The sequence below is a fragment of the Allostigmatella hybrida genome, assembly GCF_020103775.1.
Classification (GTDB): Bacteria; Myxococcota; Myxococcia; order Myxococcales; family Myxococcaceae; genus Hyalangium; species Hyalangium aurantiaca.
The window spans coordinates 163,415-184,834 of record NZ_JAHXBH010000007.1 but is presented as its reverse complement, the minus strand read 5'-3'; the positions used below and the strand labels follow the sequence as shown (position 1 = coordinate 184,834).

Genomic DNA, 21,420 nt, shown 5'->3' with positions numbered 1-21,420 from the left:
GCGAGGCCCGCTCATCTTTTGAGCGGACAGCCCCTGCCCCCATCTGACCTTTTCCCACCCCGCGCTCACCCGGGGAGGAAGACTTGTGAGGGGGGAGCGCGTCTGTCATAAGCCGCGCCCATGCTGCATCCCGACGAAGCGGTGGCTCCCGCGGAGCCCCGCAGGCGGCTCATCATCCTGGCGTGCCTGTGGGTGGCCATCGCGGGGGTGTTGTTCGCGTTCCGCTCGGTGGTGATGCCCTTCGCGGGCGCGGCGCTCATCGCCTACCTCGTCCAGCCCCTGGTGGCCCGCATCACCCGGTGGAAGGTGGCGGGCCGGCCCGTGCCCCGCTGGGTGGCCATCCTGCTCATCTACGCCCTGTTCTTCCTGGGCGTGTACCTGTTCTTCATCGCGCTGGTGCCCCAGCTGTACCGGGAGCTGGCGCGCATCAGCCGGGACGGGCTGGCCTTCGCCCACTCGCTCACGCCCGAGTACGTCCAGTCGCTCGCGCACCGCGCCGAGGAGTGGCTGGGCACCTACGGCCTGCCCATCGCCCTGTCCAACCGCGCCGTGGAGGGGGCGGACGCCTCCCTGGGCGGGTTTGGCTTCGAGGTGGACCTGGCCCAGCTCCTCAAGGATGCCGCGGAGCGGCTGTCCGTGCTCGTCCAGGAGAACCTGGGCAACATCGTCAACGTCTCGAAGAGCATCATCGGCGGGGTGCTCGCCGGCGTCTTCATGATGTTCTTCATCCTGATGGTGGCCGCGTTCTTTTCCATCGATGCGAACGCCATCCTTCGCTACTTCAGCACCCTCATCCCGGCCAGCTACGCCACCGACGCGGCCCTGCTGCTGGAGCGCATCGACCGCTCGCTGTCGGGGGTCGTCCGGGGCCAGGTCACCATCTGCCTGGTGAACGGCGCGCTCACGGCCATCGGGCTCCTGCTGTTCGGGGTGAAGTTCGCCTTCCTGCTGGCCACCATCGCCACGCTCTTCAGCCTCATCCCCATCTTCGGTACCATCATCAGCTCGGTGCCCATCGTGCTCATCGCCCTGGCGGAGGGCTTTCAGAAGGGGCTGGCCATCCTGCTGTGGATCATCGGCATCCACGCGCTGGAGGCCTACTTCCTCAACCCGAAGATCATGGGTCAGGCAGCGCGCATCCACCCGGTCATCGTGGCGTTCAGCCTCATCGCCGGCGAGCGCTTCTATGGGCTGGTGGGCGCGCTGTTCGCCGTGCCCGTGGCGGCCCTCTTCGTGGCGTGCTTCGACTACGCGCGCCTCAAGGCCCAGCCACGGCTGGCCCTGTCCTCCGAGCCCCCGGCGCCCTGAGGCGCTTCAGCTGCAGGCCGCCACACAGCGCGAGTCGCGGCAGGTGGCCACGCAGCGCCCACACCCGATGCTGTTGACGGGGCACCCGCCGGTGCAGCGCACCTCGCTGCAATCGGGGCCATCCAGCACGTGCGTGGGGTTGGTGCCCTGGCCACAGCAGCCATTGGGCACGCAGTCACTTTCCCTGTAGCAGATGCGGTCGGAGACGCCCGGAGGGGGCGGCTCCGCCTCTTCCACCACGTCGCACCCCACCCCCAGACTGGACATCCCCAGCATGAGGGCCATCAGACGCAGGAGGCGGGAGCGGCGCATCGGGTGTCTCCTAGCGGTTCATCGAACCGAGGAACTCGACGTTGGAGGCGGTGGGGCGCATGTGCTTGAGCACGAACTCCATCGCGTCGATCGGCGTGAACGGGTGCAGCACCTGCCGCAGCGCGGTGGTGCGGATGAGGTCCGTCTGGGAGATGAGCAGCTCTTCCTTGCGCGTGCCGGACTTGTTGATGTCGAGGCACGGGAAGATGCGCTTCTCGAAGAGCTTGCGGTCCAGGACGATTTCCGAGTTACCGGTGCCCTTGAACTCCTCGAAAATCACCTCGTCCATGCGGCTGCCGGTGTCCACGAGCGCGGTGCCGATGATGGTGAGGCTGCCCCCCTCCTCGATGTTGCGCGCGGCGCCGAAGAAGCGCTTGGGCTTGTGCAGCGCGTTGGCGTCCACACCGCCGGAGAGAATCTTTCCGGAGGCCGGCACCACCGTGTTGTAGGCGCGCGCCAGGCGGGTGATGGAGTCCAGCAGGATGCACACGTCGTACTTCTGCTCGACCAGGCGCTTGGCCTTGTCGATGACCATCTCGGCCACCTGCACGTGGCGCGTGGCCGGCTCGTCGAAGGTGGAGGAGACCACCTCGCCGCGCACGTTGCGCTCCATGTCCGTGACTTCCTCGGGGCGCTCGTCCACGAGCAGCACCAGGAGGTACACGTCCGGGTGGTTCTTGGCGATGGCGTGCGCGATGTTCTGCAGCAGCACCGTCTTGCCCGCCTTGGGCGGCGCCACGATGAGGCAGCGCTGGCCCAGGCCGATGGGGCAGAACATGTCGATGATGCGGGTCGTCATCTCCGACCCCTCGTGCTCCAGCTTCAGCTTGCGCGTGGGGTAGAGCGGCGTGAGGTTGTCGAAGAGGATGCGCTCGCGCGCCGCCTCGGACATGGGGTCGGCGAAGTTGACCCGGTCCACCTTCTGCAGCGCGAAGAAGCGCTCGCCCTCGCGGGGCTGGCGGATGGGGCCGGTCACCGTGTCGCCCGGCCGCAGGTTGAAGCGGCGCACCTGGGACGGGGAGACGTAGATGTCGTCGGGGCTCGGCTGGTAGTCGCTGTCGGCGCTGCGCAGGAAGCCGAAGCCGTCGCTCAAAAGCTCCAGCACGCCCTCGGCGTGGACCTCGAAGCGCTTGTCGGCGATGCCCGAGAGCAGCGCGAAGATGAGGTCCTGCTTCTTCAGACCCTGGTAGCCCTCGATGCCAAAGTCGTGGGCCATCTTCGCCAGCTCGGTGATCTTCATCCGCTTCAGGTCATTGAGCTTGATGACCTGCATGGGGGTCCCGTCGCGCGTCACCTCGGTGATGGCGGGGGACTCGGAGGACTCGGACACCGGGGCGGCGGCGGGCTCCTCGGCGGCCTCCACGGCGCGCGCCTCCTGGAACTCCTCGTCGCGCACGGGGCGCGGGATGGGCGTCAGCACGGGGCGAGGGGCCTCGGCGGCCCGCTCGCTGGCTTCGGCCGCGGGGGCCTCGTCCTCGTCCACGCGGCGGGTGCGGCGGCGTGCGGGCTTCTCGGTCTCTTCCCGGTCGCTGGCCTTGGCCGCCGCCGTGCGGCGGCGCTTGGGGCGCTCCTCCTCGATGGGGAGCGGATCGGACTCGACCTTTTCTTTGGTGGAACGGGCTTTGCGCATGGTTGGGCTGCGTTGTGGAGGGGGGGGGCGCCTGGGCATAAGGGGCGCGGGACTGTCAGGCACGATTCCGCGGGGAGCTGGTCAGCACCACCCGGGGGGACACCGACGGCCCCACACGGGTCCGTACTCGGGACCAGAAGGAGTCAAAGAGTGGTTTGGGAAGATAAGGCACCCGGGGAACCCGGACGCCCTGAACCGCAGGGCACGTTATTGACGCCCTCCAGGGCTGTCAAGGCATCGTCGCCTTGCCTGTCTCCCCATCCTCCCTGGGCGGCGGGAGACTTCGAGTCGTGAACAGCACGGGGGTTCCTTCCGTTCCCGGATTCGTTCCCTCCCATGTGGGCCTTTCTGGGCCAGTCAGCGCCAACGTCGGATGACCCGACGGCACGGGTAGGCCCGGTGGCGGCGGGGCTTGGCTTGCGTGCGGCCCTCCGGGGTGCCAACCTGCCACGTCGCATGCAGGAGCGGATGCTCCCGGAAAGGGCCCTCTGCGGGGGCCAGCGGTTGCTTGCGTGGGGCGGGGGAAGCTCGCCATCCTCGCGCCCCGATTGGACCGGGGAGCGCGCTGCCGCCCTCCCCTCCCCTGCAAGGCTTCCATCCGTGGATTTGAAGACCGCCGAGACACGCGCCCGCGCCCTCCGCCGGGAGCTGGCCCACCACAACCACCGCTATTACGTCCTCGACGCGCCGGAGATTTCCGACGCGGGGTACGACCGGCTGATGCGCGAGCTCCAGGGGCTGGAGGAGCAGTTTCCCGCGCTCGCCACCCCGGACTCCCCCACCCAGCGCGTGGGGGGCGAGGCCGCCGAGAAGTTCGCCAAGGTCGTCCACCGGGCGCCCATGCTCTCGCTGGCCAACGTCTTCAACGACGAGGAGTTCTCCGAGTTCGACGAGCGCATCCGCAAGGTGGTGGGCCCCGGGGACGTCACCTATGTCTGTGAGCCCAAGCTCGACGGGCTGGCCATCAGCCTGCGCTACGAGGAGGGCCGCTTCCTCCAGGGCGCCACGCGCGGGGATGGCACCACGGGCGAGGACGTGACGGGCAACTTGCGCACCGTGCGCCCCCTGCCGCTGGAGCTGCAGCCCGAGAAAGGGGTGAAGGTGCCCCCGGTGCTGGAGGTCCGCGGCGAGGTGTTCATCCGCAAGGAGGACTTCAAGCGGCTCAACGAGAAGCGCGAGGAGGAGGGCGAGCCGCTCTTCGCCAACCCCCGCAACGCCGCCGCCGGCAGCCTGCGGCAGCTGGACCCGAAAGTCACCGCCTCGCGCCCGCTGTCGCTCTACCTCTACGAGGTGGTCCCCACCGAGGGCATGCCCGCCTTCGAGACCCACACCGCCAAGCTCGAGTACCTCCAGCAGCTGGGGCTGCCGGTGAACCGCCACGAGCGCGTGCAGGGGCTGGAGGGCGTGCGCGCCCAGTACCAGGCCTCGCTCCAGGGCCGCCACGCGCTGAAGTTCGAGGTGGACGGAATGGTGGTGAAGGTGGACAGCGAGGACCAGCGCCGGCGCCTGGGCCAGGTGTCCAAGAGCCCCCGCTGGGCCGTGGCCTACAAGTTCCCGCCCGAGGAGGAGTCCACCCGGGTGGAGGCCATCGACGTGCAGGTGGGCCGCACGGGGGCGCTGACCCCCGTGGCCCACCTGAAGCCCGTGAAGGTGGGCGGCGTCACCGTGTCGCGCGCCACCCTGCACAACGAGGACGAGCTGCGCCGCAAGGACGTGCGCCCGGGCGACACCGTGTTCGTGCGCCGCGCGGGCGATGTCATCCCCGAGATTGTCTCCGTGGTGCTCAGCCAGCGCCCCGCGGACTCCCAGCCCTACGAATTTCCCAAGAACTGCCCGGTGTGCGGTGCCCAGGCGGTGAAGGACGAGGAGGGCGCCATCATCCGCTGCACCGGCGCCTCGTGCCCCGCGCAGCTCGTGGAGAAGGTGCGCCACTTCGCCTCGCGCCCCGCCATGGACATCGACGGGGTAGGCGACAAGCTCGCCGCCCAGTTCGTCGCCTCGGGGCTGGTGAAGACGTTCGCGGACCTCTATGCCCTCACCCGCGAGCAGCTCCTGAGCCTGGAGCGCATGGGCGAGAAGAGCGCCGACAACCTGCTCGCCGCCATCGAGCGCTCCAAGCAGACCACCCAGCGCCGCTTCCTCTATGCCCTGGGCATCCGCCACGTGGGTGAGGCCACCGCCAAGGCCCTGGCCGAGGCCTTCCCCGAGGCCCCCCTGCTCTACACAGCGGACATGGAGGCCCTCACCCGGGTGAAGGACGTGGGCCCCACCATGGCCCAGGTGCTCCACGCCTTCTTCCAGGAGCCGCAGAACCGCGCCGCCATCGACGCGCTGCTCGCCGCCGGAGTCACTCCCGCCCCGCCCCAGGTCAGCACCGAGGGCCCCTTCGCGGGCAAGACGGTGGTGCTCACCGGCGGGATGACGGGCATGTCGCGCGACCAGGCAAAGGAGGAAATCGAGCGGCGAGGAGGTAAGGTATCCGGAAGTGTCTCTCGCAAGACCGATTTCGTGGTGGCCGGCGAGGATGCGGGCAGCAAGCTGAAGAAGGCCCAGGAACTCGGGGTAAGAGTCCTGGATGAGCAGGCGTTCCTGAAGCTGCTTCAGGGCGGCGCCCGGAGTTGAGGATGCCAGGACAGACGAGCACGCGGCGCGCGGCCTTGCGGATCCACGGCAAGGTGCAGGGCGTCTTCTTCCGGGAGAGCGCCCGCATCGAAGCCACCCGCCTGGGCCTCACCGGCTGGGTCCGCAACCGGGACGACGGCACCGTGGAGGCCCTTGCCGAGGGCGAGGGCGCCGCGCTCGAGGACTTCATCCAATGGTGCCACCGGGGGCCCTCCACCGCGCACGTGTCGCACGTCGACTGCGCCCGCGCGGAGCCCACCGGGGAGTTCCCCTCTTTCACCGTGGAGCGCACGTCATGACGCCGTACGCGATGGCCTCGCTGCCCGCGATGCTGGGCATCAAGGCAGGCAACAAAGTCTCCGTCATCAACCCCCCGCGCGGCTTCGTGCAGCGCCTCAACCCCCTGCCCGACGGGGTGGAGTTCCTCATCACCGCCCAGTCCGGCCTGGACGTCATCCTGTTCTTCACCTCGGAGGCCCAGGAGCTCGTCCAGCGCCTGCCCGCGCTCTCCCGGGCCATGGCGCTCACCGGCGGCATCTGGGTGTGCTGGCCCAGCGGCGAGGGCGTGAAGAGCTCGCTGTCCGAGGACTTCGTGCGCCAGGCCGCGCTCGACATCGGCATGGTGGACAACAAGATTTGCCTCATCGACGAGACGTGGACCGGCCTGCGGCTGGTGCGCCGTCCCCGAGGCCGTCTGGACAAGCCCGAGCCGCGCAAGCAGGCCCCTACCGCCCAGGCCTGATGCCAGAGGGGGAGCCCCCCGCCTCTGACCGCCGGCTGACAAACTCCACTTCTCGGCTTTACATGGCCGCAAGAGGCGTGGAAAACTCCATGTGTTTCTGGGCGGTTGTACAGCAGGCCGCAAGGGCGGCACGCTGGAAGTCCAGGTGACTTTTTGAGACGGGTTGCGTCCCAGAACTCCCGGGCGCGTAGGCTGCACCAAGTCTCCGACCGTCCCCCCCAAGGCGCCCGCGGATGGGCATCGACCGGGTGTGGAAAAGGAGCGGGCAGTACGCGCATGTGGGTTCCTGGAACGCGCGAAGCAAGCCTCGTCCGGCACGGTGCCGGTGGTTGCGAGGCGCCATGAACTCCGAGGTGCAGGCGATGTTCTCCTCGATTCCCACCCGCACGACGAGCGCTGAGACCTGCTCCGCCGCTGCGGGAGGACTCGAGGGCGCCTCTCCTCTCGCAGCGCGCGCGGAAGCGCGAGGCCTCGTCGCCTCCCGTCCGCTGGGGCACGCCCATCCGCACGCGCGTCCAGGATTCCCCGATGGGAAGCATCCTCGTTATCAATGCCTCGGGTCGGGAGACCCGTGTTGCCCTCGTTGAGGGCGGGCACATCGCTGAGTTCTACCTCGAGCGAAAGAAGGACAAAGGCGTCGTTGGCAACATCTACAAGGGCCGTGTCGTCCGGGTGCTCCCCGGCATGCAGGCGGCTTTCGTGGACATCGGCCTGGAGAAGGCCGCCTTCCTCTACGTCAGTGACGTCGTCTACGACCCGGACTTCGCGCGCGCGCAGTTCGAGTTGACCGAGGGCGAGCACGAGGACTTCCCCGAGGTCCCCACCGAGTCCGAGGCCGAGGCCGCCGAGGCCGCCGTTGGCGACACCCCCGCCGCGCCAGAGGCCGAGCTGGAGGTGGAAGTCCAGGAGGTCGCCCCCGGCGAGCTGCCCCCGCCCCAGGGCGAGCCCCCTGCCCCGCCGCCCGAGGCCCTGGCCGCCGGGGCCCCGGGCTCCGAGGCCCCCGCCGCCGCCCCGGCAGCGCCTCCCGCCGGGGAGACGGCCCCCGAGGCCCCCACCGAGGCGCCCGCCGCTTCCGGGGAGACGGCCCCCGTCACGGCCGTGGAGAGCACGCAAGCCGTTGCCGCCCCGGCCGAGTCCGTCATGCCGCCCCCGCCGCCGGCGGCCGCGTTCGAGACGGCCGAGCCTGCCGCCCCGGCCCCGGTCTCCGCCGAGGCCCCGGCCGCCGAGGCCCCGGCCGTGGGCGCGGAGCCTTCCCAGGCCCCCGCCCCGGAGCTCCAGGCCGAGCCGCCTCCGGCCTCCGCCACCGCGCTGGGTGAGCTCATCCCCGTTCCCGCCGCGCCCGCCGAGGCCTCGGCCCCCGCCGCCAAGCCCGCCCCGGCCACCACCGGCGAGCGCCGCACGCCCCGCGAGGGCCGCGAGGCCCGGGAGCCCCGCCACCGCGAGAAGGAGCGCGAGGGGCGTGACAAGGACAAGTCCCGGCGCCCGCGCGAGGAGCACTCGCGCCGCGAGAAGGACGAGAAGACCAAGGTCCGCAAGAGCTCGCGCATCGAGGACCTGCTGAAGGTCGGCCAGGAGGTGGTGGTCCAGATCTCCAAGGACCCCATCGGCACCAAGGGCGCCCGCCTCACCTCGCACATCTCCATCCCCGGCCGCCACCTGGTGTTCATGCCCACCGTGGACCACGTGGGCATCAGCCGGCGCATCTCCAACGAGAAGGAGCGCAAGCGGCTGCGGGAAATCGTGGACCGGCTGCGCCCGCCCGGAACGGGCTTCATCGTCCGCACCGTCGCGGAGAACGTGCCCCAGGAGAAGCTCGAGACCGACATCCGGTTCCTCATCGAGGTGTGGAACCAGGTGGTGCGCCGCAACGAGAAGCGCGGCGGCCCGGGCCTGCTGCACCCGGACCTGGACCTCATCCTGCGCGCCACGCGCGACCTGTTCGCCCACGACGTGGAGAAGCTCGTCGTGGACGACCGCGAGGAGTACGAGCGCATCCTCGCCTTCGTCACCGCGCAGGACTCGCTGCTCAAGGACCGCGTGGTGCTCCATGACGGCGACGAGCCCGTGTTCGACGCCTACGGCATCGAGCAGGAGATGCACCGCGCCACCCAGCGCAAGGTGTGGCTGAAGAGCGGCGGCTACCTCATCATCGACCAGGCCGAGGCGCTCACCGCCATCGACGTCAACTCGGGCCGCTACGTCGGCAAGAAGAGCCTCGAGGAGACCATTACCAAGATCAACGTCGAGGCGGCCAAGGAGATCGTCTACCAGCTGCGGCTGCGCAACATCGGCGGCATCATCATCTGCGACTTCATCGACATGGAGAAGGCGCAGAACCGGGACAAGGTCTTCAAGTCCCTGCAGGAAGCGCTGGGCCGCGACAAGGCCAAGACGAACGTGCTGCGCATCTCCGAGCTGGGCCTGGTGGAGATGACGCGCAAGCGCGTCCGCGAGTCCATCGGCCGCGTGCTCCACGAGGACTGCCCCTACTGCGATGGCCGGGGCTTCGTGAAGACCGCCACCACGGTCACCTACGAAATCTTCCGGGAGATCCGCCGCGAGGCCCCCGCCTACAAGGACTCCACGCTCGTCATCAACTGCAGCGCGGAAGTGGCCCGGCAGCTCCAGGGCGAGGAGCGCCAGGAGCTGCGCCACCTGATGGACCGCTACAACAAGTCCATCCAGGTCAAGGCCCAGCAGAACTACCACCGCGAGCAGTACGACATCTACGGCCGCTCCGGCATGGGCCCCGAGCACAAGGTGGCCTCGTCTCCGGGCTCCGGGGATGGGGAGCTGTCCATGCAGCGGCGCCCCGAGAACGGCGGACACGGCGAGCGCTACCGCCAGGAGCAGGGCCGCCGGGGTGGCGGCCGGGGCGACCGCAACGAGCGCGGTGGCGGTGAGCGCGGCGACCGCAACGAGCGCGGCGGCGGTGAGCGCAGCGACCGGGGCGAGCGCAGCGGCGGTGGTGAGCGCAGCGGCGGTGGTGAGCGCGGCGGTGGTGAGCGCGGCGACCGGCGCGAGGGCCGGCGTCCCGATCGTGGAGACCGGAACCGAGGCGGGGAGCGCCGGGGAGACGACCGCCGCGGCGAAGAGCGCCGGGGGGGCGAGTCCTCCCGTCCTTCTCAGGCCGCCGCCAGTCAGGAGCCTTCCACCCCGTCGGGTGGCCCCCCGCCGCCTCCCGCTCCTGTGAGCGGGGGCTCGGAGCCCGAGGGCGGCGGACAGCCGTAACCCCGGGCTTGCCTGCCTGGAGGGAGTGTCGCCCTCCAGGCAGCATGCACCCGCGGCCTGGGGGAGGCTGGCCGGCACGGCGTGCGATTGGCTAGCGTGCCTCCCTAGATGGCCGGATCGACCCTGCTACGCACCCTGTACGGAAAGCTGTTGGACGGGGCCCGGAAGGGCTGGGCCCCTGTCGCAGAGACTTCCGTCGGCCGCTTCGCCACGGACATCTTCCTGGGCGCGCGGGCCGTTGCCCGGGACTTCCAGGGCGAGAACATCAGCCTCCGGGCCGCGGCCCTCACCTACATCAGCGTCTTCTCGCTCGTGCCCCTCCTCACGGTGGGCCTGGCCCTGCTCCAGGCGCTCCACCAAGAGGGGTTCCAGCGGCGCATGCGCAGCGCCATCCACCTGGCGCTCGCCCCGGGCATCCGCGAGGAATCGTCCGAGTTCCTCAACCGCTTTCTCAACCCCGCCCACTCGATTGCCCTCGGCAGCGTGGGCTTCGTCGCCCTGCTCTTCTCGGCGGGCTCCCTGCTGCGCCACATCGATGGGGCCGTGAACGAAGTCTGGGGCATCCGGCGCCAACGGCCCCTGCTCACCCGCGTGTGCATCTACCTGGGGCTCTTGCTCCTGGGGCCCATCCTCCTGGCCGTGTCTTTCTCGGGCACGGGCGCGGTGCGCGCCCTCATCGTCAACGCGGGCTTCTCCATCGCACCGCAGATCGCCCTGGCCACCACGGCGCTGCTCCTCGTCTCCAGCCTGACCCTCCTCTATTACGGCACGCCCTACGCCAAGGTCGCCGTCCGCTCGGCGCTCGCCGGGGGGCTCATGGCCGGACTGGGGTGGGTGCTCGCCAAGCAGCTCTATGAGGAGTTCGCCGAGCAGACGTTCCGGTACGACGCCCTCTACGGCTCCCTGAGCGCCCTGCCCCTGTTCTTCGCGTGGATCTACGTGAGCTGGCTCATCATCCTCTGCGGGGCGCGCCTGTCCTATGCGGTGGAGCATGCCGCCTTCCGGGACTCGCTCTGGGCCTTCGGCACCCACCCGCGCGCGCTGGAGCTGGTGGCGGCCCGGGCCGCCATCGATGCCACCCGGGCGTGGATGGACGGGCTTCCCCCGCCCCTGCCCCGCCAGCTCGCCGCCCAGCTGCGCGTCCCCGAGTCCTTCGTCCATGACGCCATCGAGCGCATGGAGAAGGCCCAGCTCCTGGCCTTCACCCGCAAGGGCGGCATCTGCCCCGCGAGGGATCCCTCGGAGCTGACGCTCGCGGACGTGGCCTTCGCCATCCACGGGGTGTCCATCGCCGGAGGGCTGGAGACCTGGAACGGTCCGCGCGCGCCGGGCTTCGAGCAGGTGGAGCCGCTGTTCCAGGCCGCCGACTGCGCCACGGCGGAGGTGCTGCGCCAAACCCGGTGGATCGACCTCGCCATCGCCTCGCGCCCCAGCCTGGCTGCCCCCGTGGCGGACGAACCCCAGGCGGCAGCATCCTGAAGGGTGAAATTCCGTAGGATTTCCAAGAGCTTCGACACCGAGGTGGCTTGCAACGCCGACTCGTTCTGTTATGTTTTGAGGATTCGATCACGGGCCAAAGCGCCCTCTTTCCGAGGGGTCACGCGGTTTGCGGGAGCGTCCGATGCTCAAGTCCGATCTGATCAACATTCTCGTCACCAAGCGGGGGGTGACGCAGAAACAGGCCGAGGCCACTGTTGAGACGATCTTCGAATCGATGAAAGAGGCGCTCTGCCGCGGCGAGAACATCGAGATCCGCGGCCTGGGGGCCTTTCACGTCAAAAACTACCAGGGATACCAGGGCCGGAACCCCAAGACGGGCCAGGTCATCCCCGTGAAACCCAAGCGAGGCCTGCTGTTCCGCACGGGCAAGGAGCTGAGGGACCGGGTCAACCGCCCGGCCGCCCAGTCCGCCCAGCCGGACCTGTCGGATCCCACCAAGGGCACCAGCGGCACCGGCACCTGAGCGTCTCCTACGCAGAGGCCCCCACGGGGGCCAACCGGCCCATGGGCCGGATCTGCAGATCCACGTTCAGCTCCCCGTAGGTCAGCACCGCCACGTCGGGGAAGGCCCCTTCAATCATCCGCCGCAGGGGCCGCCGGACATCCGGCGCGGTGAGCAGCACCACCCGGCCTCCCGTGGCGATGCGCCGCACCCCCTCCAGCAGCTGGGCGATGTGCTCGGGATCGGGCGCGGCCCCCCGGGGCCCCCTTCCCCGCAGCGACTCCTCCACTTCCGGATCCACCAGGTACGCATAGAGCGAGCCCGAGGGCGCGAACTTGTGGCTCAGGTAGCGGTGCAGGGCCTGGCGGCAGCGCTCGGCGAGGGCGGCGGCATCCCCCTCGCAGGAGGGGGACACCAGCGCCTCCAGGATGGCGCGCAGGTTGCGGATGCTCACCTGTTCCTGGACGAGCTTGCGCAACACCTCCGTGAGCAACGGCAGCGGCACCTTCTGGAGGGCCTCCTTCACCAGGGTGGGCGCCTGGGCTTCGAACCCTTCCAGGAGCCCGTGCACCTCCTGGACTCCCAGCAGGTGGACGGCCTGGGTGCGCAGCACGGCCCGGCAGTGGTCCACGATGAGCTCGCCGGGCCGGCGCATGGGCACCTGCGCCAGCTCGAGCCGGGCACGCGCTGACTCCTCCGTCCGGCTGAGGGTTCCCCCGGACACAGGGTCCTTCACCGGTTCGAGCCGAAGCTCCAGAAACGACAGCTCGTCGGGAGGCGAGAGCACATAGATGGCCCCTGGCACCACCTGGCCCGATGCCGTGGGCACATCGTCCAGGAGGATGGCGTAGCCCCCCTCGGGCAGGTACGCCGCATGCGTCCGCACGCGAATGCCCGGAACCCGGACGCCCAGCTCCAGGAAGATGTCCTCCCGGAGCTGCTGGAGGTGCTGGTGAACGAACGCCGCGCCCTGATCCTGGGCCAGAGGGGTCAGGTCCGGTGCCAGGTCCACCGTCAGCGGAGCAACGCCCACGGGCGTCGGCACACTCGCCGCAGGAGGGCTTCCCGGCTTCCCGTCGCTTCCAGGCGCTTCTCCTGGGGTGGGCTCTTGCCGCTCGGACGCCTCTTCCTCCAGGGCCGCGCTCCTCAGGTGCTTGAGCACATGCGCGAGCCCTCCCAACATGCCTCCCAGGCCCAGGAAGGTGAGGTGCGGCATTCCGGGAATCAGTCCCAGTGCCACGCACAGCCCCGCGACCACCCAGAGCGCGCGGGACTGCCCGAAGAACTGGACGCCAATCTCCGACCCCAGGGAGCCATCCTCCCGCTCCGAGGCCACGCGGGTGACGACGAGCCCCGCCGCCACCGCGATGCACAGCGAGGGAATCTGCGAGACGAGCCCATCTCCGATGGCGATGAGCGCGAAGTCCGCGGCGGCTTCGGACAAGCGCATGCCCTGCTGGAGCACGCCGATGGCGATGCCTCCCAGGAGGTTGACGGCCACGATGACGAGCCCGGCGATGACGTCCCCTTTCACGAACTTCATGGCGCCATCCATCGCGCCGAACATCTGAGACTCCCGCTCCAGGTTGCGCCGGCGCTGGCGGGCTTGCGCCGGATCGATGGTTCCTGCCCGCAGGTCCGCATCGATGGACATCTGCTTGCCGGGCATCGCATCCAGCGTGAAGCGGGCGGAGACCTCCGCGACCCGCTCCGCCCCCTTGGCCACCACGAGGAACTGCACGAGCGTGAGGATGGCGAAGAGAACCGCGCCCACGACGTAATCCCCCCGCACCACGAACTCGCCGAAGGCCTGGATGACTTCTCCCGCGTGCCCCTCGGCCAGCGCCAGCCGCGTCGAGGACACGTTGAGCGCGAGCCGGAAGAGCGTGGTGAACAGCAGCAGCGTGGGGAAGGACGTCACCTGGAGCGCATCCCGGGCGTAGAGCGCCGCGACGAGCAACGCCACCGCCGCCGCCAGGTTGACCGCGAGCCCCAGATCGAGCAGCCACGGAGGCAGGGGAATAATCAACGCGCCCAGCACGGCGGCCATGGCCACCGCGAGCACCACGTCCGAGGACTTCCGGGCCTTCAAGAGCATCTTCAACAAGGGGTTCATGCGGTCTCCCGCTCTTCCATGGCCACGCGGAGAACCGCCGCGGCCGCCTGGTAGAGCTCCTCGGGGATGGGCTCCCCGACGTCATACGAAATGAGGCTGCGCGCCAGCGGGACATCCCGGACCACCGGGATGCCACAGCGCTGGGCCTCGCGCCGGAGCGCCAGCGCCTCCTCCTCTTGCGCCTTGGCCACGAGATAGGGCGCCTCGCACTCCTGAAGGTCGTAGCGGAGCGCGACCGCGATGTGCGTGGGGTTGACGACCACGGCCGAAGCCCTTCGCACCCCGCGGGCGGGGCCGCCCTGGGCCAGCTGCCGGTGGAGCGCCTTGCGCTGGGCTTTGTGGCGAGGGTCGCCCTCGCTCTCCCGGTACTCCCGCTTCACCTCCTCGCGGCTCATGCGCAGGTCCTTGAAGTGCTGGAACCGCGCCAGCACGTAGTCGACGCCCCCCAGGGCCACCAGGCAGACCGCGAGACGAAGGATGAGCGGCTCCAGCATCTTCATCAGGTGCATCAGGGCCTCGGCGCCTCCCAGCCCCACCGTTCGAAAAGCCTCGGGCCCGGCCTCTTCCATCCCGTCCCAGACCAGTGCCGCGAGCACCGCCGCCACCAGGAGCGCTTTCAGCCCCTCCAGCACGGACCGGACGCTGAACAGCCGCTTCAAGCCCGCCAGCGGGCTGATGCGCTCGGCCTTGGGGAACACGTGCTCCAGGTTCAGCCCAAGGCCTGCCATGGCCAGCGAGACGGAGAGCGACGCCACGAGGGCGCCCCCCAGCGCAGGGAAGGACAACCGGATGGCCAGCCACAGCCCTTCTTCCCACGCGCCCGCAGTCTCCGCGCCCAGCATCAGGTGCGCTGTCCATTGCCGCAGTGGTTCGAAGCCCTCGGGAGCGAATGCCGTGAACCCCAGCACGCCCCCCAGCGTCACCGCGCTGGAGGACAGGAGCCGGCTGCGCGGAATCTGTCCCTTGCGGCGTGCGTCCCGCAGACGTTTCGCCGTGGGTTTCTCCGTCTTGTCACTCACTGGGCCGCCTCCCCCAGGAGCCACAGCGCCCCTTCCAGGTTCGCCACCTCCGCCAGCAGCCGCTCGCAGAGCACACCCACGCCCAGCCACAGGAGCGCGCCCCCACCCAGGATTCGCAAGGGGGCTCCGAACTCCTGCAGGTTCATCTGCGGAGCGGCGCGGGAGGCCATTCCCACCCAGCAGTCCACGGTCATCGAGGCCGCGGCGATGGGGGCGCCCACCGCCAGCCCCGTGGCCAGTGCGCCCCCGGCCAGCATCACGACCTGCCGCGCCGCGGCCTCGGTGGGAACGGCCGCCCCCAGCGGCACCACCCCGAAGCCCCGAAGGAGCCCCGAGAGGACGATGGGGAACAGCCCTCCCGTCACCACCCACGCCACGAGCAGCTGGTACAGCACGTCTCCCGTCGCGGATTCGCGGCTTCCCGCTACCGGCAGGCTCGCCTCGGCGGAGGCGCCTCGAAAGAGATCGATGAACCGGCCCCCCATCCTCGCCGCATCGAAGGGGAGCGCCGCCAGGAGCCCCACCGCGGTCCCATAAGCCAGCTCCTTGAGGACCAGGGCCATCAGGTCCCCAGGCCCCTCCACGGGCACAGACACCTTCACCCCCGCAGCGAGGTGCAAAAAGAGCGAGAGGCTCAGCACCAGGGCCAGCTTGACGGTGCTGGGCGCGGCCTGGCCTCCCAGCAGTGGGCAGAGAAAGGCGATGGGCACCAGACGTGCGGCGCACAGCGCCACAGCCGCCGTGTGCAGCCCCAGGGATTCCAGGTGTCCTCCGAGAAGCTCCAGGCTCATGCGGCCACCTCGGCGATGAGCGTGAGCAGTTGCCTCGTGAAGAGCGTGAGCTGCGCGGCGATCCATGGCCCCGCGAACACGAGCGCCATCACCGCCGCCCCCAGCTTGGGGACCACGGAGAGCGTGCTCTCCTGAAGCTGGGTGGTCGCCTGGAACAGGCTCATCACGAAGCCCACCACCAGGCTCGCCCCCACCGGTGGCAGGGAGGCGAGAACCATCAGGAGCAATGCCTCGCGTCCCACCGCGAGCAGGAGATCCTGGGTCATGGGTTCACCGGTACCCGAGGATGAGCCCCTGCGCGAGCAGCGACCAGCCATCCACGGCCACGAAGAGGAGAATCTTGAAGGGCAGGCTGACCTGGCTCGGGGACAGGCTCTGCATGCCCAGCGCGAGCAGGACGTTGGCGACGACCATGTCCAGCACCAGGAAGGGGAGGAAGACGAGGAAGCCGATCTGGAAGGCCTCCTTCAGCTCGGTGATGACGAACGCGGGAACGACTACGGAGAGGTCTCCCTCCTGGACCTGCTCCGCCTCTTCGGGAGGCCGCAGCTCTCGCGCGAGGTCCACGAAGCGGCTCCGCTCCTCGGCACTGCCATGCTTGACGAGAAAGGCGCGCAGCGGCTCGGCCGTCCGCTCCACCGCCGCGAGGATCTGCGCTCCGGACGCTGCTTCCGCAGAGGCCCCCCGCCCCACCTCGTACATCCGGGACAGGACGGGCGACATGATGTGCGCCGAGAGCACCGCGGCCAGCCCTGTCAGGACAATGGACGGTGGAGCCTGTTGGGTTCCCATCGCGGAGCGCGCCAGCGACAGCACCACGGCGATCTTCGAGAAGCTCGTGAGCATCATCACCGCGAAGGGCAGCAGCGACAGCCCCGCCAGCACCGCCATCATCGTCAGCGGATTACCCGCGTGAGAGGCCTGCGCGAGGGTCTGCTCACCCGCCCCGGCCCATCCCAGCGTCATTGCAGCACCCCCTTTGGGACCGTGGAGGCACGCTGGGACAGCCCATGCCGCGATGGATGGCGCCCCGCTTTCGTCAGGGGCGTCTCGTGGACCTCCGCGAACGAGTCCCCAAAGGCCACCAGGAAGCTCTGGCCATCCACCTCTACCAACGCCAGGCCACACCTCGGTGAGAGCCCCGCCCGGGAGACCACCCTCAGGCGCTCCGGCAAGAGAAAGCGAGGTCCCAAGGACTTGCGGCGCATCCATCCGATTCCCAAGCCCATCAGGGCCATGGCGCCCAGGCCCCAGCGCGCGGCCTCGGCCCCTGGCATGCGCCCCAGCAGCCCCACCGCCGCGAGTCCCACGACAAGGACCGCCGCCCACAACAACCGGTTCCGAAGAGACAGAGAGGTGAACATGGTGTGGCTCCGGCCTGTCATGGCAACAGGGAGAGGATCCGCGCGCCGATCTCTCCGTCGATGTCGACCAGCTCGGCACGCGCCACGCCCCGGTCTCCCACGCGCAGCACCACCGGCTCGCTCACGTTGATGCGCAGGGGCAAGAGCTGTCCGGGCTTCAAGACGGCCAGCTCCGACAACGGCAACAACAACCGCGTCAGTTCGATCTCGACCTCCACGGGCAACGGGGGCATCCCCTCGCCCCGCTCGTTCACGGCCACCATGTTTGCCTCCACCGCGCGATTGCGCGCACGAATCAGGGAAAAGCCCTCGGGGGAGAACGTCCCCACGAGTTCGAAGCCACGCGTCACCAGACGTCCGCGTCCCAGGAGGTGGGCCCCCCGCAAGTGGACCCCCTCGAAGACGACGACATCGCCCACCGCGAGCGTCTTCAGCTCGCTGGGCAGCAGCTCGCGGTTGCCCAGGAAGCACCGCGCCCGGAGAGACGCCGCGAGCACCTCGGGCGCCAGCGTGGGCGCTCGCTGCACTGGCAGGTCCTTGCAGGGGGACTCGAGCACCACCGCTGGAATCACCAGCCGTGCCCCCGCCGTGGTCTGTCCCACCGTCAGGGCCAGCTCGATGCCCACGTGCGCCCTGCGCCCGTCCAGCCGGGCAAGCGCGTCCCTCCGGCTCATGGTCACCCCCGACAGATGGGGGACCCACCGGCGATAAAGCTCTCCCTGCGTCCGGAAAGCCACGAGTGAGGCCATGATCAAGTAGGCCAGCGTCGCTTCCTCCAGCCGCGTCAGCCGTGTCACGGGCCCCGGCTGTGAAGGGCCTCCCGCCAGGCGTTCCAGCGCCGCGAACAGCACCGGCGGCGCCAGCTCCAACACCGCCGAGCCCCCCGTCGCCGACAGCTCCAGGAAGACGAATGCCGCCGTATGGGAGAGCCCCGACGCGGGCAGGACCGTGGCCTCCGCCAGCCGGGCGGAGGCGGAGACAGGACACCCCAGCTCGCGCCCCAGCGACTCACAGATGGCGTGAAGCGCCTGCTGGCCCATCCGCGAGAGCTGCGGACGCTCGCCCAGGGTGACATGCGCCCGGGTCAACCGCCGCGCTCCCAGCCGGGACAATTTGGACATCTTGGAAGAGGAAAGAGACATGGCGTGGCCTCAGCGTGTGGCTTCCCGGATCAACCGCTCCGCGAGCACACCCAGCCCGGGAGCCGCTGGGGCCACGGGTCCCGCAGCCCGCGCGGGAAACAGGCTCTGGTGGTACGGCGGGAGCCTCCGGAAGAACTCCTGCCGCAGTGCCTCGGAGGCCTCCTGCATCACCGCGCGCAGTTGCTCCGCGGCGTCCCTTCGCTGGCCGAACTCCAGCGCCACCCGGGCCTGCCGTTCGGCCGAGGACAGTCCCATGAGAAGCGCCAGGTGCTCCTTGGCCCGGGCAGCCTCGCGGCCCCCCAACCCTTCGAGCAGCTCCGGCGCCCGTTCCTTCCCCAACACGAGCGCCACCAATGCGAACCGGGACAACGGCAACAGCCACGGGCGGGCACGCGCCGGAAGGGAAGCGGCTTTCGGGCCCATCCCCGGCTTGCGGACAATGCGGGTCGACGCCTCGGCGGCTTGGGGGGGGACAGCGAACCGGACGATGCGGGTGGACTCCTCGTTCCCCCGGCGCCCCGCCGGCCTTCGAATCATGCGCGTTGCATTCATGGTCATTCTCCCGAGGCTCACGCCCCCTTGCGTCCCGCGTTCGCCGCCACCACGGGCCGCGTGGGGGCGGGAGGCACGGCAGCGGCTGCCTTCGTCCGGGACTGCGAAGCCCTCAGGCGCAGCGTGAGGAACACCAGCGCCGCCGCGAGCACGGTGACCATGGCCCCCAGTCCCCCCAGCACCACCCGGAACCGCAGGGGCCGAGGACTGCTCACCGGCGCGAGCTCCACCCGCGTGGAGGCCTCGTCCACCAGGAGCGACACCGCCTCCGGGGACAGTCCCTCCACGCCTCCGGCGATGAGTGCCTGGAGGTGCTCTTGCGCCTGGCGAAGCCGCCCGGTCTGTCCGGGCGCCGTCCGCAACATCGCTGACGCCTTGGCGGGCGCCTGGACATGTCCTGGCCTCGCGGGAGGCGGCACCATCAGGTGCACGCGCGCCACGAGCACCCCTTCCATCTCCTGCAGCGTCTTCTCGATTCCCCGCTCCAGGACACGGGTCCGGCACAGCTGCTCTTCCAGCGGCGTCCGGAGCAGCCCTCCCCCGCCGAAGACATCGCAGCCCGTCTCGGCCACCGGCCTCGGCAGGCCCAGCTCGGCCAGGATGCGCACCGCGGCCGGCGCCTGGGCCTCCTCGACTTCGATGGACCAGGAGGGCTTCTTGCCCCCTTCGGGCACCTTGCGCGCCTCCAGCCCCCGCTCCAGGAGGACGGTCTGCAGTTCGTTGGCCTGGCGCTCATCGAGGCCGTGCTGGATGCGCTCGCGGCAAGCGGTAGCGCCCAGCGACATCACGAGCGCGAGACAGCGCAGAAGAGAATGGGACATGGCGGCACCCCTCACACCTGCGTCTGGAGCACCAACTTCACGCCACTGGTGGCCTTCTCGAGCACCTTGCCGGCGAGATCCACCTCCTGGCTGGCCCGGTACACACGGGCCTGGAACGCCAGCAGCTCCAGCGGCGAGAAGCTCCGCCCGGACTCCGCCTGCACCAGGATGCGATCCAGCTCCTGCTGCGCGTGCCCCACCCGCTCCAGCATCTGCTCCGCCTGTGACACCTGCGCCACCGGCGCCGGTGGGACCGGGGGAGACGGACACCCGGTGGCCCCAACCCCCGGCCCCTTCTCCGGGCCCTTCATCCCCTCCAGCACCTCCGCGAACCGCTCCTTGCCCACCTGCGGCGAGAGCGGGGCGCCCGCACTTCCAACCGAACCGATCTTGTCGATGGCCATGGCGCGCGGTCGCTAGCGGATGTTGTTGATGGCGGCCTTCGCCGAGTCGTGGCGGACCTTCATGATGTTGGAGACCGCGTTGTGCTCGCGGCTCTCCTGCTGCATCGCGTTCTGGAGCTGGAGGTACTCGAGGTTGAACTTCTGTCCCTCGGCGGCCATCAGCTTCTGGGCTTCGAGCAAGTCCCACGCCTCCCCCTTGCCCGCCGCCCCTCCCACGCCCGGGAGCGCCGCGCCGCCGCCCGTCACCGAGGTGGCCAGCGAGACCGTCGAGCGGACGCTGGACACCGCCGCGCTCATCACCGGCGGGCTCACCACCATGCCTCCCGCCAGTCCCGTTCCCGCCCGGACGGCTTCCTGCGCGGTGCGCGCGAAGACGGCGCCGAACTCATTCCGGGGCGTCTGGCGCGGCAGCGTGGACGTGATGGACAGCGAGGCAATGCGGGAATCGTTCTCCATGGGCACTCTCCTGATTCGGGTTCGCGCAGAGCCCTTTTCAGCCGCCGTGCCAACGCCCGCTCCCCTCGGCGTCCGCTCGGAGAGCCCGCCCGGAGAGTCCACGGAACGGGACGGTTCCTGCCCGCCCCCGTCTCCAGGATGGACGCCCGAAAATTTGCGTCCTCGCCGGGCTGCCCCACACTTGTCGCACCCTGTTGCACCCGAAGAGAGCTCCTGGACATGATCCCCTCCCCCAGTGCCCGTCCCGCCGCTGACCGCTTTCACCCCCGCGTGGAAGCCAACCTGATGGTCAAGGTCCTGCTGCCCGGCCGCGTCGTCGGTGCCAAGGCCCGAGACCTGTCCATGGCGGGCCTCTTCCTCCAGGCCCACCCCGCGGACACGCTGCGCGAGCTCACGCTCTCCATCCCCCTGCCGGATGACCGGGAGATCACCACCACGTGCTCCATCCGCCGCCGCACCGCGCACGGCGTGGCGCTCGAGTTCGGCACGCTCGACTGGGACGACTTCCTGGCCCTGGCGCGCTTCCTTCACCCGCGGCTTCCGTGAGCCGCCGAGGGCTCAGGGCGCGGCGGCCTCCAGGCGCAGCCGCTCCACCAGGGCCATCAGCTCCGTGCCCCGGAAGGGCTTGTGGATGTAGCCGTCCGCCCCCGCCTGCGTGGCGCTCTCCACATCCGACTTCTTCGCCTTCGCCGTGAGCATGTAGAGCGGCACGCTGGCCGTCACCGGGTCGCTCTTGAGGATGCGGCACACCGAGACGCCGTCGAGCTGCGGCAACACCACGTCCATCAGGATGAGGTGGAACAGGTGGCTCTTGGCCAGCTTCAGCCCCTCCATCCCGTCCGCCGCGCACACCACGTCCACCGCCCCGTCGCTCAGCATCGAGCGGACCAGCTCGCGGATGACCGGCTCGTCCTCGACGAGCAGGATGTGAAAGGGGACTTGGGCTTCGGCGGACATGGGTGGTGGGA

General features: G+C 69.9%; 22 protein-coding genes. 8 read left to right on the top strand and 14 right to left on the bottom strand.

Going from position 1 to position 21,420, the window contains the following annotated elements; all coding sequences use genetic code 11:
* Positions 1 to 120 precede the first annotated feature (120 nt).
* Complete coding sequence (locus tag KY661_RS15005) at positions 121 to 1,308, top strand: AI-2E family transporter (RefSeq protein WP_225410847.1); 1,188 nt, start codon at positions 121 to 123, stop codon at positions 1,306 to 1,308.
* 6 nt (positions 1,309 to 1,314) lie between these two features.
* On the opposite strand, the gene KY661_RS15000 is transcribed toward KY661_RS15005, so the two are convergent.
* Together KY661_RS15000 and rho are read right to left on the bottom strand one after the other, a co-directional pair.
* The gene (locus KY661_RS15000) at positions 1,315 to 1,620 is read right to left on the bottom strand and encodes a hypothetical protein (protein ID WP_225410846.1); all 306 of its coding nucleotides are present in this window, start codon (positions 1,618 to 1,620) and stop codon (positions 1,315 to 1,317) included.
* 10 nt (positions 1,621 to 1,630) lie between these two features.
* Positions 1,631 to 3,250 (bottom strand): transcription termination factor Rho, encoded by a 1,620-nt coding sequence (gene rho, locus KY661_RS14995; RefSeq protein WP_075006950.1) that lies wholly within the window; start codon positions 3,248 to 3,250, stop codon positions 1,631 to 1,633.
* A 606-nt stretch (positions 3,251 to 3,856) separates the two neighbouring features.
* On the opposite strand from rho, the gene ligA reads away from it, so the two are divergent.
* The 6 genes from ligA to KY661_RS14965 all read left to right on the top strand — a co-directional run bounded on the left by ligA (position 3,857) and on the right by KY661_RS14965 (position 11,808).
* On the top strand, positions 3,857 to 5,872 hold the full coding sequence (ligA, locus tag KY661_RS14990) for an NAD-dependent DNA ligase LigA (protein ID WP_225410972.1): 2,016 nt from the start codon (positions 3,857 to 3,859) through the stop codon (positions 5,870 to 5,872).
* 2 nt (positions 5,873 to 5,874) lie between these two features.
* Positions 5,875 to 6,171 (top strand): acylphosphatase, encoded by a 297-nt coding sequence (locus tag KY661_RS14985; protein ID WP_225410845.1) that lies wholly within the window; start codon positions 5,875 to 5,877, stop codon positions 6,169 to 6,171.
* On the top strand, positions 6,168 to 6,614 hold the full coding sequence (locus tag KY661_RS14980) for a DUF3052 family protein (RefSeq protein WP_002619878.1): 447 nt from the start codon (positions 6,168 to 6,170) through the stop codon (positions 6,612 to 6,614). Before KY661_RS14985 ends, KY661_RS14980 begins: the two co-directional genes overlap by 4 nt.
* A gap of 528 nt (positions 6,615 to 7,142) precedes the next feature.
* Positions 7,143 to 9,845, top strand: coding sequence for an Rne/Rng family ribonuclease (locus KY661_RS14975; protein WP_225410844.1), 2,703 nt, complete (start codon positions 7,143 to 7,145; stop codon positions 9,843 to 9,845).
* A gap of 108 nt (positions 9,846 to 9,953) precedes the next feature.
* The gene (locus KY661_RS14970; protein ID WP_225410843.1) at positions 9,954 to 11,324 is read left to right on the top strand and encodes a YhjD/YihY/BrkB family envelope integrity protein; all 1,371 of its coding nucleotides are present in this window, start codon (positions 9,954 to 9,956) and stop codon (positions 11,322 to 11,324) included.
* Positions 11,325 to 11,466: 142 nt separating this feature from the next.
* On the top strand, positions 11,467 to 11,808 hold the full coding sequence (locus KY661_RS14965) for an HU family DNA-binding protein (protein WP_075006955.1): 342 nt from the start codon (positions 11,467 to 11,469) through the stop codon (positions 11,806 to 11,808).
* Positions 11,809 to 11,815: 7 nt separating this feature from the next.
* Here the strand turns inward: KY661_RS14965 and KY661_RS14960 are convergent, their stop codons facing one another.
* From KY661_RS14960 to KY661_RS14910, 11 genes are read right to left on the bottom strand one after another with little or no spacing between them, the layout of a single operon-like run.
* Positions 11,816 to 13,903: a flagellar biosynthesis protein FlhA gene (locus KY661_RS14960; RefSeq protein ID WP_225410842.1), complete on the bottom strand. Its 2,088-nt coding sequence runs from the start codon at positions 13,901 to 13,903 to the stop codon at positions 11,816 to 11,818.
* On the bottom strand, positions 13,900 to 14,922 hold the full coding sequence (locus KY661_RS14955; protein ID WP_225410841.1) for an EscU/YscU/HrcU family type III secretion system export apparatus switch protein: 1,023 nt from the start codon (positions 14,920 to 14,922) through the stop codon (positions 13,900 to 13,902). Before KY661_RS14955 ends, KY661_RS14960 begins: the two co-directional genes overlap by 4 nt.
* A complete protein-coding gene (locus tag KY661_RS14950) occupies positions 14,919 to 15,713 on the bottom strand; it encodes an EscT/YscT/HrcT family type III secretion system export apparatus protein (RefSeq protein ID WP_225410840.1) in 795 nt (264 codons plus the stop codon). Before KY661_RS14950 ends, KY661_RS14955 begins: the two co-directional genes overlap by 4 nt.
* Positions 15,710 to 15,979 carry a flagellar biosynthetic protein FliQ gene (locus tag KY661_RS14945; RefSeq protein WP_225410839.1) on the bottom strand — a complete coding sequence of 90 codons (270 nt, stop codon included), beginning with the start codon at positions 15,977 to 15,979 and terminating at the stop codon, positions 15,710 to 15,712. Before KY661_RS14945 ends, KY661_RS14950 begins: the two co-directional genes overlap by 4 nt.
* Positions 15,980 to 15,983: 4 nt before the next feature.
* Complete coding sequence (gene sctR / locus KY661_RS14940; RefSeq protein ID WP_225410838.1) at positions 15,984 to 16,679, bottom strand: type III secretion system export apparatus subunit SctR; 696 nt, start codon at positions 16,677 to 16,679, stop codon at positions 15,984 to 15,986.
* Positions 16,676 to 17,077: an MFS transporter gene (locus tag KY661_RS14935; protein ID WP_225410837.1), complete on the bottom strand. Its 402-nt coding sequence runs from the start codon at positions 17,075 to 17,077 to the stop codon at positions 16,676 to 16,678. Before KY661_RS14935 ends, sctR begins: the two co-directional genes overlap by 4 nt.
* A 17-nt stretch (positions 17,078 to 17,094) precedes the next feature.
* On the bottom strand, positions 17,095 to 18,198 hold the full coding sequence (locus KY661_RS14930) for a FliM/FliN family flagellar motor switch protein (protein ID WP_225410971.1): 1,104 nt from the start codon (positions 18,196 to 18,198) through the stop codon (positions 17,095 to 17,097).
* A 30-nt stretch (positions 18,199 to 18,228) separates the two neighbouring features.
* On the bottom strand, positions 18,229 to 18,771 hold the full coding sequence (locus tag KY661_RS14925; RefSeq protein WP_225410836.1) for a hypothetical protein: 543 nt from the start codon (positions 18,769 to 18,771) through the stop codon (positions 18,229 to 18,231).
* Between the two features lie 17 nt (positions 18,772 to 18,788).
* On the bottom strand, positions 18,789 to 19,592 hold the full coding sequence (locus KY661_RS14920) for a flagellar M-ring protein FliF (RefSeq protein WP_225410835.1): 804 nt from the start codon (positions 19,590 to 19,592) through the stop codon (positions 18,789 to 18,791).
* Between the two features lie 11 nt (positions 19,593 to 19,603).
* Positions 19,604 to 19,996 (bottom strand): type III secretion apparatus protein, encoded by a 393-nt coding sequence (locus KY661_RS14915; RefSeq protein WP_225410834.1) that lies wholly within the window; start codon positions 19,994 to 19,996, stop codon positions 19,604 to 19,606.
* A 12-nt stretch (positions 19,997 to 20,008) separates the two neighbouring features.
* Positions 20,009 to 20,452 (bottom strand): hypothetical protein, encoded by a 444-nt coding sequence (locus KY661_RS14910; protein WP_225410833.1) that lies wholly within the window; start codon positions 20,450 to 20,452, stop codon positions 20,009 to 20,011.
* A gap of 219 nt (positions 20,453 to 20,671) precedes the next feature.
* Here KY661_RS14910 and KY661_RS14905 point away from each other — a divergent pair, with 219 nt between their 5' ends.
* Positions 20,672 to 20,998, top strand: a complete 327-nt coding sequence (locus KY661_RS14905; RefSeq protein WP_075006966.1) for a PilZ domain-containing protein — start codon at positions 20,672 to 20,674, stop codon at positions 20,996 to 20,998.
* 12 nt (positions 20,999 to 21,010) lie between these two features.
* Here KY661_RS14905 and KY661_RS14900 read toward each other — a convergent pair whose 3' ends face one another.
* Positions 21,011 to 21,409 (bottom strand): response regulator, encoded by a 399-nt coding sequence (locus tag KY661_RS14900; protein WP_225410832.1) that lies wholly within the window; start codon positions 21,407 to 21,409, stop codon positions 21,011 to 21,013.
* Between the last annotated feature and the right edge of the window lie 11 nt (positions 21,410 to 21,420).